Source organism: Nocardia jinanensis, from assembly GCF_014645735.1.
Taxonomy (GTDB): Bacteria; Actinomycetota; Actinomycetes; order Mycobacteriales; family Mycobacteriaceae; genus Nocardia; species Nocardia jinanensis.
The window spans coordinates 22,762-37,896 of the sequence record NZ_BMMH01000020.1 but is presented as its reverse complement, the minus strand read 5'-3'; the positions used below and the strand labels follow the sequence as shown (position 1 = coordinate 37,896).

Genomic DNA, 15,135 nt, shown 5'->3' with positions numbered 1-15,135 from the left:
TGAATACGGTTCGCGGCGGGCCCGAGGATATCAATCAGCCACGCCGGTCGCCCGGTTGGTCGTTTCCCGATCGGGTTCCCCGGTAAACACGAACTTGTCATATGCCCAATACCGGAACACCACGGCAACTATCTGACCGACCAATGTTCCAGAGATATTGTCCGCCAGCGGGGTGGACAGATCCAGGACATACCTGGAGAAACCCAGGCAACCCAATTGCAGCCCGATCGCGATCACATTGATCACCGCGTAGAGCAGATACTCGCGGGCCGGGCTACCGGACTGCTTGTGCGAGAACGTCCACCACTTGTTGCCGAAGTAGGTGACCACCGTGGCCACCGCGATGGCGATGATCTTGGCGGGCAACGGGACGTCGTACATGAGACCCTCGCCACCCCAGGCGCCCAGATCGAACACCAGCAGGTTGTAGATCCCCGCGTCGACCAGGAAGCCGACCACGCCGACTACCAGGAACGCCGCACTCTGCCGGAGCCCGGTCCACAGCCGCTCGGACAGCGAACGGGAGGCCGGAGCGTCGGCGGCGGCGACGACCGATGACTCACCAGATGACACGCGCCGACGGTACCGCAGTGACCTGAGCCATCCTCTCCTACGGGGACCCGGTACTCTCCCCGTGTTCCCATATCCGTCGATTTCGAGGATTTGACCTGGTGGAATCCACCGAGCACAGCATGAGCGAGTCAGGCCCGGAGACGGTTGCGCAGCGTAACCACGCAGCACCCTCGCTCATGCCCGGACGTCACAGCATCGCCGCCGTGGTTCCGTGTCACAACGAAGAAGCATCGGTCGCCAAGGTCGTCACCGACCTGAAGGCCGCGGTGCCCGGAATTGTCGTATATGTGTACGACAACCTCAGCACCGACGCCACCGCCGAGAAGGCCCGGGCCGCCGGGGCGATCGTCCGCGCCGAGCGGGCGAAGGGCAAAGGCAATGTGGTGCGCCGCGCTTTCGCCGATATCGAAGCCGATATCTACCTCATGATCGACGGCGACGACACCTACGAGGCGTCCGCGGCACCGGCGATGATCGAAACTCTCCTGTCCGGCCCCTATGACCACGTATTGGGCGTCCGGAAACAGGATGAGAACGGATCGGCCTACCGGGCCGGCCACGAAACCGGGAACAGAGTCCTCAACGGTGTGGTCGGCAAGGTCTTCGGCGAGAACGTCGAGGATATGCTCAGCGGATTCCGGGTGTTCTCCCGCCGTTTCGTCAAGAGCTTCCCCGCGGTATCGCGCGAATTCGAAATCGAAACCGAACTCACCGTGCATTCGCTGCACCTGCGGGTACCGCAAACCGCGGTACCGGTGGGTTTCCGGGACCGTCCGGCCGGCAGCGAGAGCAAACTGCGCACCTACCACGACGGTTTCAAGATCCTGGCCCTCATCGTCGGGCTGGCCAGGCACGAACGCCCCGTTGCCTTCTACGGCCTGTTGGGCACGGTCAGCTGGCTCATCTCGGTGGTGCTGACCGTTCCGATCGTGATCGAGTACTACGACACCCACACGGTGCCCCGCTTCCCCACCCTGTTCCTCGCGTGCACCCTGCTGCTGGTCGGTTTCCTCGCCTGGACCGCCGGACTGATCCTGGACGGTATCCGCCGTTCCCGGCACGAGGCGTCCCGGCTGATCTACCTCCGATACGAGGCCCCCGGAGCGGGAACGCAACCGGCGGCGACCGAGGACGACCGCCCGGACCCGGTGGCCGGGGATATCCGTTGACCGCCGACACCGATACCCGCCCTGCCGGACCCGAGCAGGCCGCGGGTCGTTCCGTGCTGACCGGATCCCGTCGTACCGGAGAGGTCGTGCTGCGCCGGGTGGGTCCGGCGACCGTCGCGTTCACACTGCTGGCCGGGATCTTCGGACTCGTGTTCGCGGTGATGAGCCCGCCGTTCTGGGGTCACGACGAACTCACCCAGTTCGGGCGCGCCTACCAGGTGGCCCATGGTGGCCTGAACCCCACCCGCATCGAAGACGACCGCGGCGTGTCCTACGGCGGTGAGGTACCGGCGGCCGTCGAGGCGCTGATGGGGTACGCGCTGAACGACTACACCCACAACCCGGGCGAACCGTACCCCGACGTGGCCGATCCGGCGGCCTACCAGCGGCTCGGCGATGCCCCGGTGACCGACGAGCGCAAGATCATCTGGTTCACCAACACCGCTGCCTACTCCGCGGTTCCCTACGTGCCCAACGCGATCGGTATCCGGTTCGCGGAGTTGATCGACGCCGATGCCGGCACCATGGTGCGCCTGACCCGGCTGTCCGGGCTGGCCGCCTACCTGCTGGTGGTCGGCTTCGGCCTGTGGGCGCTGCGGAAGCACCGCATCCAATGGCTGGCCTTCACCGTGGCTGTACTACCGATCGCGGTGTTCCAGGCCGGAACGGTCACCGCCGACACGCTCACCAACGCGCTCGCCGTCCTGGTCTCGGTGCTGCTGGTGAAGGCCCTGTTCCTCGGTGAGCGACTGGGCCGCGTCGAAACCACCGCGGTACTGGCCACCGCGATCCTGCTTCCGCTGTGCAAACCCACCTATGTGCTGCTGGCCATGCTGGTGGTACTGATACCCGCCGCGCGCCTGGGACTCGACGGTTGGCGCCGTTGGCTCACCTGGGCCTGCGCCGCGGTCGGCGCGATCGGGTTCGCGGTGTGGATGAAGATCGCCGCACCCACCGGCGAGGGCACCAGCCTGATGCGGCCCCGGGAACAGTGGTACACGGTGGACACCGGCGAACAGCTGACCGGCATCCTCACCGGCCCGTTCGGCTTCCTGCGCACCTTCTGGGAGAGCATTCTGCGGCGTGACCAGGAATGGTTCACCGAATTCTTCGGTGAACTCGGTTTCGCCTACATCGAGGTCCCCGCCACCGCGGTCGTGGCCTGCCTGCTGGCCTTCGCGGTGAGCGTGGGTATGGCGGAACGGTTCGACCGGCCGGATTTCCGGCGCACGCTGGTGGTCGCGTTGACCATGGCGGCCAGTGTGGCGATGATCTACGTGACGCTCTACATGTCCTTCACCCCGGTCGGCTACTACATCATCGACGGGGTACAGGGCCGCTACTTCATTCCGCTGGCAATCGTGTCCTTCGCGGTACTGCTGCGCTGGATGCCCTTCCGGCTCCGCGGCCCGGGCGACCGCGCCCCCGGCCGATACGCCGCGGTGACCATCGTGGTCGCGGCACTGATCTCACTGATCACCTCGATGGCGAAGTACCACCTCTATGTATGGGCCTGACGGCTCTCTCCTCCGGTGAGCTACCCGGTCCGCAGCGCCGGACCGGGTAGCTCACGGGAGGGATATCGTCCGCTCCCCCGCGTCGGTGTAGGCGCGCTCGGTGGCGGCTTTGACCGGCCGCCACCAGGATTCGTGCTCCCGGTACCAGGCGACGGTGGCCGACAGCCCGGCCCGGAAGTCCGCGTAGCGGGGTGCCCAGCCGAGTTCCTCCCGCAGCGGACCGGCGTCTATGGCGTAGCGCTGGTCGTGTCCGGCGCGATCGGTGACATGGTCGAAATCATCGGGTTCCCGGCCGAATTCGGCGAGGAGCAGTTCCACCACCGTCCGGTTGTCCAGTTCACTATCGGCGCCGATCAGATAGGTACGGCCGATCCGGCCCCGGTCGAGCACATCCCAGACCGCGCGATTGTGGTCCTCCACATGGATCCAGTCGCGGATCTGATGGCCGGCACCGTAGAGCCGCGGGCGCACGCCTTCGATCAGATTGGTGATCTGGCGTGGAATGAACTTCTCCACATGCTGGTAGGGCCCATAGTTGTTGGAGCAGTTCGAGAGCGTGGCGCGGAGGCCGAAGGAACGCACCCAGGCGCGGACCAGCATATCGCTGGCGGCCTTGGTCGCCGAGTACGGACTCGAGGGGTTGTAGGCCGTGTGTTCGGAGAACGGGGGGTCCTGGGGTGCGAGGTCTCCGTAGACCTCGTCGGTGGAGACGTGGTGGTAGCGCACATCGTGGCGCCGGACCGCCTGCAGCAGTGAATAGGTGCCGACGATATTGGTCTGCACGAAAGGCCAGGGTTCGGCCAGCGAGTTGTCATTGTGCGATTCGGCGGCGAAGTGGACCACCGCGTCCACACCGCTGACCAACTCGTCGACCAGGTCCAGATCGGCGATATCGCCGTGTACGAAGTCGATCCGATCGGCCACCGGATCGAGCGAGGCCCGATTGCCCGCGTAGGTGAGCGCGTCCAGCACCGTAACCGTCGTATCCGGCCGTTCGGCGACGGTGAGCTGTACGAAATTGGCTCCGATGAATCCGGCTCCACCGGTCACGAGTAGACGCACGGGTTCACTGTACGTCGTGCCCGACCCGCCGCACCGACGGCGATTCGGCGACGCCGAAGGCGCCGACCTGCGCCGTTCCCGGGTACCGCAACAACCTCCACACCTCGTGGCCATTGCTCTCGGCCGTTGGCGGGTACCGAAGCGACCGCGGGCCCGGCGGGTGAAATATTCGCGGGGGGATATGGCGTTCGGACCTGTCATGAAGATCGGCGTCAACACCTTCCTGACCGACGAAGGAATCAACGGGACCGTGCTGGGCCCGGCACTGGAGGAACGCGGTTTCGAATCGCTGTTCCTCGCCGAGCATTCGCATATCCCCGCGAGCCGGGAGTCCGCGTACCCCGGCGGCGGCGACCTGCCCCGAGTCTATTTCCGCACCCTCGACCCATTCGTCGTGCTGGGCGCGATCGCGGCGGTCACCGATCGGCTCGTACTGGGCACCGGGGTCACGCTGCTGATCCAGCGGGATCTCATCCACACCGCGAAGGAGGTCGCGACCCTCGACCAGATCTCCGGCGGCCGGGTGGTCTTCGGGGTGGGCGTCGGCTGGAACCGGGAAGAGATGGCCGATCACGGCACCGATCCGCGCACCCGCGGAGCTCTGCTCGACGAGCAACTCGAGGCCATCGTGCGGATCTGGACCGAGGACCTTGCCGAATACCACGGAAAATTCGTCGATTTCGATCCGATCTACGCCTGGCCCAAACCGCACCGGCAACCCCATCCGCCCATCTTCATCGGTGGTGGGGAGGTCGCGGCGCGCCGCGCGATCCGGCACGGTGTGGGATGGATTCCCAACGGTGTGGCCGATGCCGCCGCGGTACCCGCCCAGCTGGCCGAGTTCACCGCCACCGGTCTGCCGGTGACGGTCACCCCGGCCCCGGCGGACCCGGCAGTACTCGACGCCTACGCCGAGGCCGGCGTGGAACGGGTGACCCTGAAGCTGGAAACGCGGCCGGAGGCGGATTCGCTGCGCGACCTGGACGAACTCGCGAAACTGGTCGAACGATACCGCGACTGAACGATCATCCGGCGGGCAACCGGGTGGCACCCCAGCTGCGGTGGACGTAGCCGACCACCCGGTCCAGCTCCTCCCGGTCGACCGAGGCCAGCTCGCCGGGCTCGAGCGGATCGAAGTGGAAGATGTAGAGGCGCGAGGCGAACTGTTCGAACGGCAACGAGGCTTCGCCGAACCGTTCGGCGTGCCCGGCGGTGCCGACCACCACCCCGTCGCCCCAGTCCTGGCCGCTGTCGTTGTTGGGATTGTAGAAGTAGACCCGCATCTGCTCCTGGGGGTCCAGTGCCACCCGCAGCACCGTGATCGCGTGCCAGCCCACGAAACGGGCGGCACTGTCGGTCACCGCCACGCCGGCCGGCTGCGGGTGGATCAGCGGCTGATTACCGTTGTAGAAGGGGTGATAACTGGCATAGAAGTGCCGCAGGAATTCGTCCAGGTCGGTCAGGTTGCCGGTGGCCACGTCGACATTGATCCGGAAGCCGCGGCCCGACCACCAACCGTGGAATTCGGGATTGATCCAGCGATGAGGGTCGCCCTCCCGGCCGATACAGCGCCGTCCCATCTCCGCGTAGATACGATCCAGATGCGGCACGACCAGTAGGGATACCGGGTCCAGGTCCATCGGCAGTTCGGTGGCGAGTCCGCCGGCACTGTTCCGTGAGGAGATCGGCTCGCCCTCGAAGTGCATCACGACCTCGTCGTCGCGTACGGCCCAGGCCAGCGTCTGCAGCAGATAGTCGGGGTCGTTGTAGGACCACATCGACAGCGCCCGCGCGGACTGGCAGGTCGGGTTGTCGCCCTGCCCTATCCCCAGCGGCAGCCCGAGCACCGACAGCATGCCCGACAGCAGCCGGGCACGGGGCGACGGCTCGGATCCGAAGACCTGGGTCAGACGCTGCTCGGAATGCGCCGACAACTGCAATGCCAGTTGCCGCCACAGCGCCGGGGCGACCGGGGGCTGGTAGAGGATGCCGCGTTCCAGCATCGACGCCAGCCCGTAGATACACTGCGCCGTCTCGACGTGCACGGTCTCGTCGATCAGCCGCCGCACCAGTTCGTGATAACAGAGCAGACATTCGCGACCGGTGCTGGACAAGCCCAGCGCTTCGCCCAGGAGGTATTCGCCCTTGCCCAGCAGGAAGCGCAGCAGTACCGCGTGGTAGGGCGAGACCAGCCCCGTATCGTGCATCGATCGCGCGAAACCCGCCGTCTCGTACTGCAGCGCGTTGTCGTCCATCGTCTCCAGCCGAGCGCGGTAGACCTCGACACCGGGATCCTCGCGGCAGGCTTCGGTGGTGCCGTAGAGGCTGCTGATCAGCCGGTCCGCGCCCAGACCACCCGCGCCCAGATCGATATCGGGATTACTGCGCGCGACGGCGATCTGGGTGATCATCTGCTTGACCGGCTCGACCTGGATCGGGCGCTGCCGCAGGATCCGCCAGATCTCGTCGACCAGATTCTCGAGGACCTTCTCGTATCCCACCTCCTCCACCAGATGCCGCAGCAGTTCCCGCGACACCTGGGCCATTCGTCCCTGCTGTGTCCGCTCGGCCTCCGACGGCGGCGTGAACAGCAACGACAGATTGATGGCGAGGACCTGCGACAGATGGTGGTGGGCCTGTTCCGCGGAGACCAGCGGGTGCACATAGGCACCCTTGGCGACCTCCAGGAGCCGCAGATTGCTCACCGTTTCCAGGACGACGGTGTCCGGATTGGTGCTGCGCAGCGAACCACTGCTCAGCGATGGGATGAGGATCTGCGGGCGTGCCCAGTCCGTACCGAGGAAAAGCCCGGCGATGTCCAGCCGTGCCGCGCGTGACCGCACCGCGGTGCAGCCGCCGGGCAGCAGCAGTACCCGGCGCAGGGCGCCGAATACTCGCGACAGCTTGACCTGCTTACCGAAGTCTCCGGCATCCGCAAGTGCCTGGGTGGCGTCGTCCAATCTGGCCAGATGCCTGTCCATGGACTCCCCACCGCTGCTGAGTGGACTCAATCGCCGAACCTCCCCGACGAACCCGTTGCCGACAACGGATCAAATATAGAAATCGAGCTCTTCCTGCCTTTTCAACAGATCCCGGAGAGTGTACGGGTCCTCCCCGAAGAAGTACAGAAGACCCCAATGGTTTCCGAATGCTGTGCGTTTCATGACTTTCTCGGTCGCCGGAGCACTGAGCTCATGTGTTTCGAAATACTCATGATCTTCGGTCTCCTCCGGTATCGACAATCGACTGACCACCCGACGGCGCGGGTAGACCCCGAAGGTACCGGCATGCCCTTTGGCGTCCACCACCTCCTTCGGGAAGAAGTCCGCTATCTCCTCTTCTGTCGTCTTCGGGTCGAATGCGAGGACCAGCCCGTGGTAGGCATTGAACCCGTAGGACCGCTCCAGCAACTCGAACACCTTGAACCCCGGCGGCCGGTAGGCGACTTCACCGAAATACATCTCGCCGTCGCTGGTGACGAAGTACTCGGGATGCACGAATCCGAATTCGATATCGAAAGTTTTGATGAGCCGTTCCACCTGGCGGGTTATCTCCGGCCGGTACTGTTCCAGTTCCGGTGTCGCCGGCACGAAAACGGAATAACCCAGTGTCACGTATTCCGAGATGTTCAGGAACCGGATCTTGCCGTCGTGGATCCAGGCCTCGACCGCGAATTCCCAGCCGTCGAGGTGGGATTCCATGAGGACCGGGAAGTCGTCATCGGGGATGGTCTCGATCTCGTCGGGCGTCCGGATCACCCGATGCCCCAGGCAGCCCGCCTTGTCGAACGCCTTGATGTGGATGGGATCGTTCGGGTCGCCGTCGAGCTTCATCAATGTCTGGTTGACCCGTTTGAGAAATCGGATCACGTCATCGCGCTCGTGTGCTTCCTCGAATATACCCACCCTGATACCGCCGAGCTGTGCGCGGCGTTTCATCAGGGCCTTGTCCCGCAACAACATGGCCTGACCGAACAATCGCGGGTTGTTCATCAGGACAGAATTTATCGCTCCCGCCCACTCGACGGTTTCCTCGAAGATCGGGATGGCAACGTCCACACCCATATCGCGCAACGTCTCGGCGATTTCGACCGAACGTTCGTTGAGCCTTTCGAAATTCCAGCGAATATAAGGTATACCGTGCGCGTTACAGTATTCTTCCGCCCATTCCGGGGCGACCACCACATAACGCCGGTCGAATCGGTCGATCGCCTCTACCGCATTGAGGCTCCAACCCAGCAGCGCTATATACCCCTTATCCGGGTTTCGATTTCTTGATTCGACAGCCGGAACCGACAAAGCATCTCCCCTCTCAATCCTATTTCATACCTATCAGATCTCGAGGGCGCAATATCGCGGCCGCGCACGGAAGCCGTACCGGCACGGAATTCGGGCGGATACTCGACCGAATCCTCAACAAAAATATCGAGACGGATCTGCTTCGGATCCCTGTATCGCCCTCATTTTCCCGGAGTACCCAGGCAGCTGGATACCAAACGGTACCCAGGTCTTACCACATGAGCCGGATCACCGGCGGCGGCCGCCGGTTCCGGTACCCCCCTGACCGCCGCACCGGTTCTGGAACACCGCCGCACGCGGCCGCGCACACGCGGGCTGGCACACTGACCGGATATGCGCGGAATCATACTGGCGGGCGGCACCGGGTCGCGTTTGCATCCGATCACGCGCGGGGTGAGCAAACAGCTGGTCCCGGTCTACGACAAACCGATGGTCTACTATCCGCTGTCCACTCTCATGCTGGCCGGGATCCGGGACATCCTCGTGATCACCACGCCCGAGGACGCCGAATCGTTCGCCCGGCTCCTCGGCGACGGGTCCCAGTTCGGCATCAGGATCGACTACGTCGTGCAGCCGGTTCCCGATGGTCTCGCCCGGGCGTTCGTACTGGGTGCCGACCATATCGGCGGCGATTGCGCCGCACTGGTCCTGGGCGACAACATCTTCCACGGGCCCGGTCTCGGTACGAGCCTGCACCGGTTCGCCGAACTCGACGGCGGTGCCATCTTCGCCTACCGGGTATCCGATCCCACCGCCTACGGTGTGGTCGAATTCGCCCACGGTAAGGCGGTTTCCATCGAGGAGAAACCGAAACAGCCGCGGTCCAACTACGCGGTCCCAGGGCTGTACTTCTACGACAACGACGTGGTGGAGATCGCGCGCGGGCTGCGACCCTCGGCCCGCGGTGAATACGAGATCAGCGATATCAACCGGGCCTATCTGGAAGCGGGCAGGCTCAGTGTCGACGTCCTGGCTCGCGGCACCGCGTGGCTGGATACCGGGACCTTCGACTCGCTACTGGACGCCGCCAACTACGTCCGCACCATCGAGGAGCGGCAGGGCCTGAAGATCGGCGTCCCGGAGGAGGTCGCGTGGCGGATGGGCTATATCGACGACGAGCAACTGTGCCTGCTCGCCGATCCGCTCACCCGCTCCGGTTACGGTAAGTACCTGCTCGATCTGCTCGAGCGCGGACGAAGTTGGTGAGTGGGTAGATGCGGATCAGTGAGATGTCGGTCCCCGGCGCCTGGGTTTTCACTCCGAAGATCCACGGCGACGATCGGGGCGCCTTCGCCGAGACCTTCCGGGCCTCGGAGTTCGAGAAGGCCACCGGCCGGTCCTTCGATCTGCTCCAGGTCAACACCTCTGTCTCCGCCGCCGGAGTGCTGCGCGGCATCCACTACACCGACGATCCACCGGGGCAGGCCAAATACGTGACCTGTGGGCGCGGCGCGTTCCTCGACGTCGTGATCGACCTGCGGGCTGATTCGCCCACCTTCGGCCGCTGGGACAGCGTGGTACTGGACGATATCTATCGCCGCTCGGTCTTCCTGTCCGAGGGACTCGGGCACGCAGTGCTCTCCCTGCAGGACGATTCGGTCCTCACTTATCTGTGCTCCCTCGAGTACAGCCCCGAACACGACCACGATATGGACGCCTTCGATCCGGATCTGGCGATCGAGTGGCCGGAGACCGGACGCGACGGGCGGCGGCTCACCTATCTACGTTCCGCCAAGGACGCCGCTGCCCCGCGGCTGCGCGGCAGCTGAAACGACACGGGTGCCGGGCAGTCGAAGGCTTCGGCCGTACACCCGCCGAGTGATCCGGATCGCGGCCACCGAGTTATACGGGCGCGCAACCGCTGAGCGATTCGCCACAGCCCGCTCGGCTATTTGCGGGGTCCGCGGCGGAAACGCCAGAACTGCACCGCCCGTACATCCTCGGACAACTGGTTCACCGGTTCGGCGACCTCCGACAGCACCTGGAACAGATCATCGGCGAGGTCACTGATGTGCTCCACCCGGGTCGCGAGCCTGGAGGCGTTCACCAGGAACTCCAGGAACAGACGGACCGCCGCGGCGATCGTCAGCGCGAACGGTATCGCCAGCAGCGCCGCGACCACGCCGAGCAGCGCGGATACCCGCCACGCGAGGACGGTGACCACCACCGGAGCGGCCACCGCGAACACCAGTCCGAGCAGATAGACCAGCGGTAACAGCGTCCTGGTCGCCGGACGGCGGAACTGCACATCCAGCAGTCCGCGCACCGCGTCGGCGCCCCAGTACCGGACCGCTTCGGCCCGGTCACCCGGTTCCGGGCGGGATTCCGCCTCCTCGGCCGCGGCCGCGTCGGCGAAGCGTCGCGCCGCTTCCGCGCGCCAGCTGAGTTTCCGCCTGATTCGCCGACCCGGCGATTCCGCAGTATCGTCCTGCTCCGGCGGTCTTACTCCGGCACTACCGGCCGGTGCGGGAGAAACCGCCGGCTCAGGTGCTCCGGCCGCCGCCGGACCGGTTCTCGGGGATTCGTCCGCTGCCTCGCTGGCCATAACGGAATCCTCCCCGGATTCCGCGCGCGAAGCCAACCAGGATCCCGACGATCGTCCAGTACCAGTGGATGTCGACTGCTGCCACAAATGAGAGGAAGCCGACAGTCGAAAAAAATCGCTGGAACGGCGTAACGCCCCGGGCACCCGGCACCGATACGACCCATGAAAGCCGGAGCTTATCTATACCGGGGAATGGAGATGACAGTGCGTACGACGTTTCCGACTTCCGTCTCGGCGGCCGCAAAGTCCGCTGCCGCGCGGGATTACGCCCAGCGTGGCTGGACGGTCGCCGAAACGACCAACGGTCTGTGCCTGATCACCGACGAAGACCTGTCCGCCGTCGAGGTCACCGGGGAGTTGGCCGCGTCGGTCCGCCGCTACATGCGCGCGAACAACCTGACCGGTCCGGTGATCGAGATCCCGGGCGCCGAGCGTCGGGAGATCCACCTCGTCACCGGGATGCGCAAGGCCCCGCGTGCGATCGAGGCGCTGCGGCAGGCCGGCGCGGTCGTGCACACCGACGGCGACGGCATCCCGCTGCCGCCCACCCACCTCTCGGCCGGTTCGGCCAGCTGGGGTGTCGGCCCGGAAGAAGCCCGCTGGATCCCCCCGGTGGTCGCGATCGGCGCGGCGGTACGTTCCGTATGCGCGCGGCGCCCGCACCGGCTGACCAGCGTCGCCTGCGCCTGAGGTACCTGCCGCGATCATCCGCGGCATCCGAAGAACCCCCACAGCAGTGAGCCCCGGTCGTCCTGCTGGACGGCCGGGGCTCTGCGGTGTGCGGAACTAACGGATACGGAAGATGACCAGGCGCTGGACCACGAAGTTGATCACCGTGGCCGTGCCCTGGGCGATGACATAGGCCAGCGGGACGCGCCACCACACGCCCTCGTCGAAGGCGTGGTAGAAGATCCAATTGATACCGACCTGCACGCAGAAGGTCAGCGCGTAGAGGATCACCACCGCGATGAACCTGGTCCGGCTCGGCTCCGCGTTGAAGGTCCAGCGGCGGTTGATCAGGTAGGCCGTCGTGGTGCCGGCGATGAAACCGATCGCTTTGGCCGGGTTCACCGGCAGGCCCACCGCTTCGAGCAGCAGCACATACAGCCCGAAGTCGACCACGGCCGACAGCGCGCCGGTGACGGCGAACCGCACCAGCTGTGTCACCAGACCGATCTGCGCGCTCTCCGGCCCGGGATCCCCCGGATTCTCCCGCTCGGACACCGCGACCGGCTCCTCGGGCGAGACGGAAACTTCCCCGGCGCCATCCGGCGCCACCCGGGCGCTCCGGCTTACTGCGTTGCTTTCTGAGCCCACCGACGGAAATGTACTTGTCCAGAGCCACCTATGGGCCCGCGGGTAGCTCACAACCCGAGAATTGGTCCCCCTTCGTGGTCGGGGCCCGCCCCGGTTCCGAAGCGACCGATCACGTGTAGCCGACCGCCCAGAGATCCGCGACCACCGAGCACCCACAGAGTCGTCAACCTACCCACACCGACCGAGGCACACCTTCACGTTCCACCATTCCGGATGGCCGACCTCCATGGTCGGGCCCGCCCCGGTTCTGGAGCGACGAAGCGAAGGAGCGCAGCGACTGAGCGAAGGAGTGAAGAACCGGGGTTAATAGGGCCCGACCCCGCGGCGCCGAAGGCGACGCAAACAAACACAGCCTGTAGCCTCTATGCCGATGTCCACGAAAGCTCCGACCTCGACTCAGGCGTCCGGTACCGAGACCCCGCCGACCGGCGACGCAGATACCGCTGGTCCCGGGTTCACCCTACCCACGCGAACCCGGACGCTCACCGGATGGGCCCGCACAGCGGCCACCACCGCCGAGGTTCTCTCGACCAGTGATCCCGAACTCATCGCCCGCGCGGTCGCCATGGTCGCCGAGGACAACGACGGCAAACCGGAGCATCTGCGGCGTGGTGTGATCGCCCGCGGGCTCGGCCGATCCTACGGCGACAACGCGCAGAACGCGGGCGGGCTGGTCATCGATATGACCGCCCTGAACAAGATCCACCGCATCGATCAGGACACCCGGCTGGTGGACGTCGACGCGGGTGTCACCCTCGACCAGTTGATGAAGGCCGCCCTCCCGTTCGGCCTGTGGGTACCGGTCCTGCCCGGCACCCGGCAGGTGACCGTGGGCGGCGCCATCGGCTCCGATATCCACGGTAAGAACCATCACAGCGCCGGCAGCTTCGGCAACCATGTGCGCTCGATCCAGCTGCTCACCGCCGACGGCGAGGTGCAGACCGTCGGCCCGAAGAAGAACGCCAAGCTCTTCTGGGCCACGGTCGGCGGCTGCGGTCTCACCGGCATCATCCTGCGCGCGACGATCGAGATGACCCCGACCGAAACCGCGTACTTCATCGCCGACGGCGATGTGACCGCGGGCCTCGACGAGACCATCGCGTTCCACAGCGACGGCACCGAGGACAACTACGAGTACAGCTCGGCCTGGTTCGACGCGCTCAGCCCGATGCCGAAACTGGGCCGGGCGGTGATCTCACGCGGTTCGCTGGCCAAATTGGACCAGCTGCCGAAGAAACTGCAGAAGAACCCGCTGGGATTCACCGGGAAGACCTTCCTCACCTTCCCGGATGTCTTCCCGAACGGCCTGCTCAACAATAAGACCTTCACCCTCGCCACCGAGATCTGGTACCGCAAGGGCGCGACCTATCGGCAGAAGCCGCAGGATCTGACAGCCTTCTACCATCCGCTCGATATGCTGGGCGAATGGAACCGGGCCTACGGGTCGCGAGGGTTCCTGCAGTACCAGTTCGTGGTGCCGCCGGAGGCGGTTGCGGAGTTCCGGCAGATCCTGATCGATATCCAGGCCAGCGGGCACTACTCGTTCCTCAATGTGTTCAAACTGTTCGGCGAGGGCAATCAGGCGCCGCTGAGCTTCCCGATCCCGGGCTGGAACGTCTGCCTCGACTTCCCGATCGCGCCCGGGCTCAACGAGTTCGTCACCGAACTGGACAAGCGGGTCCTGGAATTCGGCGGGCGGCTCTACACCGGTAAGGATTCGCGCACCACCGCCGAAGCCTTCCATCAGATGTACCCCCGGATCGACGAGTGGATCAAGGTGCGCCGCAGCGTCGACCCGACAGGCGTTTTCATATCCGATATGGCGAGAAGGCTGGAGCTTCAGTGATCAACGCGGTAGGCAATCCGCAGTCCATTCTGCTTTTCGGCGGGACCTCGGAAATCGGCCTCGCGATCGTCGCGGAGTACCTGAAGAAGGGCCCGGCCCGAGTGGTGCTGGCCACGCTCCCGAACGACCCGCTGCGCGATACCGCCGTCGCGCAGACGAAAGCCGCCGGGGCGAGCCAGGTCGATGTGATCGATTTCGACGCCCTCGATACCGAAAGCCACCCGAAGGTGGTCGACCAGGCCTGGGCCGACGGTGACATCGATGTCGCGATCGTCGCGTTCGGACTGCTCGGCAATGCCGAGGAACTGTGGCAGGACCAGCGCAAAGCGGTGCAGATCGCGCAGATCAACTACACCGCCGCGGTATCGGTGGGCGTACTGATCGGCGAGAAGATGAAGGCGCAGGGCTTCGGCCGGATCATCGCCATGTCCTCGGCGGCCGGTGAGCGGGTACGCCGCTCCAACTTCGTCTACGGCTCCACCAAGGCCGGGCTGGACGGTTTCTACCTCGGTCTCGGCGAGGCGCTGCGCCCGCACGGCGCGCGGGTGCTGGTCATCCGGCCGGGTCAGGTGCGCACCACCACCACGATCGAGCACTGGAAGGCCACCGGCGCCAAAGAAGCGCCGTTGACGGTCGACAAGGAAGAGGTCGCCGCACTGGCGGTCGCCGCCTCGGAGAAGGGTAAGGAACTCATCTGGGCGCCGGGAGCGTTCCGGTACGTGATGATGATCCTGCGCCATATCCCGCGGCCGATCTTCCGCCGGCTGCCCGTCTGATACACGGTCCGGCTTCCCCGGGTCGCGTCCGC

14 protein-coding genes are annotated in these 15,135 nt (G+C 65.5%); 8 read left to right on the top strand and 6 right to left on the bottom strand.

Translation table 11 applies throughout. The features are described from left to right. Positions 1–30: 30 nt before the first annotated feature. Positions 31–573 carry a GtrA family protein gene (locus IEY68_RS29535; protein ID WP_058854776.1) on the bottom strand — a complete coding sequence of 181 codons (543 nt, stop codon included), beginning with the start codon at positions 571–573 and terminating at the stop codon, positions 31–33. Between the two features lie 119 nt (positions 574–692). Between IEY68_RS29535 and IEY68_RS29530 the strand changes: the two genes are divergently transcribed. Next, positions 693–1,742 carry a glycosyltransferase gene (locus tag IEY68_RS29530; RefSeq protein ID WP_229719112.1) on the top strand — a complete coding sequence of 350 codons (1,050 nt, stop codon included), beginning with the start codon at positions 693–695 and terminating at the stop codon, positions 1,740–1,742. Next, the gene (locus IEY68_RS29525) at positions 1,739–3,259 is read left to right on the top strand and encodes a DUF2142 domain-containing protein (RefSeq protein WP_229719111.1); all 1,521 of its coding nucleotides are present in this window, start codon (positions 1,739–1,741) and stop codon (positions 3,257–3,259) included. Before IEY68_RS29530 ends, IEY68_RS29525 begins: the two co-directional genes overlap by 4 nt. Positions 3,260–3,310: 51 nt before the next feature. Here the strand turns inward: IEY68_RS29525 and rfbB are convergent, their stop codons facing one another. Beyond that, positions 3,311–4,321 carry a dTDP-glucose 4,6-dehydratase gene (rfbB, locus tag IEY68_RS29520; protein WP_058854777.1) on the bottom strand — a complete coding sequence of 337 codons (1,011 nt, stop codon included), beginning with the start codon at positions 4,319–4,321 and terminating at the stop codon, positions 3,311–3,313. 199 nt (positions 4,322–4,520) lie between these two features. Between rfbB and IEY68_RS29515 the strand changes: the two genes are divergently transcribed. Then, positions 4,521–5,342, top strand: coding sequence for an LLM class F420-dependent oxidoreductase (locus tag IEY68_RS29515; RefSeq protein ID WP_058854803.1), 822 nt, complete (start codon positions 4,521–4,523; stop codon positions 5,340–5,342). Between the two features lie 4 nt (positions 5,343–5,346). Here the strand turns inward: IEY68_RS29515 and IEY68_RS29510 are convergent, their stop codons facing one another. After that, positions 5,347–7,302 (bottom strand): hypothetical protein, encoded by a 1,956-nt coding sequence (locus tag IEY68_RS29510; protein WP_058854778.1) that lies wholly within the window; start codon positions 7,300–7,302, stop codon positions 5,347–5,349. Between the two features lie 69 nt (positions 7,303–7,371). After that, on the bottom strand, positions 7,372–8,385 hold the full coding sequence (locus IEY68_RS29505) for an ATP-grasp domain-containing protein (protein WP_229719110.1): 1,014 nt from the start codon (positions 8,383–8,385) through the stop codon (positions 7,372–7,374). Between the two features lie 567 nt (positions 8,386–8,952). Between IEY68_RS29505 and rfbA the strand changes: the two genes are divergently transcribed. Beyond that, complete coding sequence (rfbA, locus tag IEY68_RS29500; protein WP_058854780.1) at positions 8,953–9,825, top strand: glucose-1-phosphate thymidylyltransferase RfbA; 873 nt, start codon at positions 8,953–8,955, stop codon at positions 9,823–9,825. An 8-nt stretch (positions 9,826–9,833) separates the two neighbouring features. Beyond that, positions 9,834–10,388 (top strand): dTDP-4-dehydrorhamnose 3,5-epimerase family protein, encoded by a 555-nt coding sequence (locus IEY68_RS29495; RefSeq protein WP_058854781.1) that lies wholly within the window; start codon positions 9,834–9,836, stop codon positions 10,386–10,388. 119 nt (positions 10,389–10,507) lie between these two features. Here the strand turns inward: IEY68_RS29495 and IEY68_RS29490 are convergent, their stop codons facing one another. Next, the gene (locus IEY68_RS29490; protein ID WP_058854782.1) at positions 10,508–11,164 is read right to left on the bottom strand and encodes a DUF4282 domain-containing protein; all 657 of its coding nucleotides are present in this window, start codon (positions 11,162–11,164) and stop codon (positions 10,508–10,510) included. Positions 11,165–11,356: 192 nt separating this feature from the next. Here IEY68_RS29490 and IEY68_RS29485 point away from each other — a divergent pair, with 192 nt between their 5' ends. Continuing rightward, the gene (locus tag IEY68_RS29485; protein WP_189094552.1) at positions 11,357–11,854 is read left to right on the top strand and encodes a hypothetical protein; all 498 of its coding nucleotides are present in this window, start codon (positions 11,357–11,359) and stop codon (positions 11,852–11,854) included. Between the two features lie 96 nt (positions 11,855–11,950). Here the strand turns inward: IEY68_RS29485 and IEY68_RS29480 are convergent, their stop codons facing one another. Then, on the bottom strand, positions 11,951–12,388 hold the full coding sequence (locus tag IEY68_RS29480; protein WP_082681331.1) for a GtrA family protein: 438 nt from the start codon (positions 12,386–12,388) through the stop codon (positions 11,951–11,953). A gap of 457 nt (positions 12,389–12,845) precedes the next feature. Here IEY68_RS29480 and dprE1 point away from each other — a divergent pair, with 457 nt between their 5' ends. Both dprE1 and dprE2 read left to right on the top strand, forming a co-directional pair. Further along, positions 12,846–14,327 (top strand): decaprenylphosphoryl-beta-D-ribose oxidase, encoded by a 1,482-nt coding sequence (gene dprE1 / locus IEY68_RS29475; protein ID WP_058854783.1) that lies wholly within the window; start codon positions 12,846–12,848, stop codon positions 14,325–14,327. Beyond that, a complete protein-coding gene (gene dprE2, locus IEY68_RS29470; RefSeq protein ID WP_058854784.1) occupies positions 14,324–15,103 on the top strand; it encodes a decaprenylphospho-beta-D-erythro-pentofuranosid-2-ulose 2-reductase in 780 nt (259 codons plus the stop codon). The genes dprE1 and dprE2 overlap by 4 nt, the downstream gene beginning before the upstream one ends. Positions 15,104–15,135 lie beyond the last annotated feature (32 nt).

Excerpts from the sequence above, each read along its gene's own strand:
- IEY68_RS29510 (WP_058854778.1), bottom strand. The coding sequence starts at position 7,302 with ATGGACAGGCATCTGGCCAGATTGGACGACGCCACCCAGGCACTTGCG.
- dprE1 (WP_058854783.1), top strand. The coding sequence starts at position 12,846 with ATGCCGATGTCCACGAAAGCTCCGACCTCGACTCAGGCGTCCGGTACC.
- IEY68_RS29485 (WP_189094552.1), top strand. The coding sequence starts at position 11,357 with ATGGAGATGACAGTGCGTACGACGTTTCCGACTTCCGTCTCGGCGGCC.
- rfbA (WP_058854780.1), top strand. The coding sequence starts at position 8,953 with ATGCGCGGAATCATACTGGCGGGCGGCACCGGGTCGCGTTTGCATCCG.
- IEY68_RS29530 (WP_229719112.1), top strand. The coding sequence starts at position 693 with ATGAGCGAGTCAGGCCCGGAGACGGTTGCGCAGCGTAACCACGCAGCA.
- IEY68_RS29515 (WP_058854803.1), top strand. The coding sequence starts at position 4,521 with ATGAAGATCGGCGTCAACACCTTCCTGACCGACGAAGGAATCAACGGG.
- IEY68_RS29490 (WP_058854782.1), bottom strand. The coding sequence starts at position 11,164 with ATGGCCAGCGAGGCAGCGGACGAATCCCCGAGAACCGGTCCGGCGGCG.
- IEY68_RS29495 (WP_058854781.1), top strand. The coding sequence starts at position 9,834 with ATGCGGATCAGTGAGATGTCGGTCCCCGGCGCCTGGGTTTTCACTCCG.
- IEY68_RS29505 (WP_229719110.1), bottom strand. The coding sequence starts at position 8,385 with ATGGGTGTGGACGTTGCCATCCCGATCTTCGAGGAAACCGTCGAGTGG.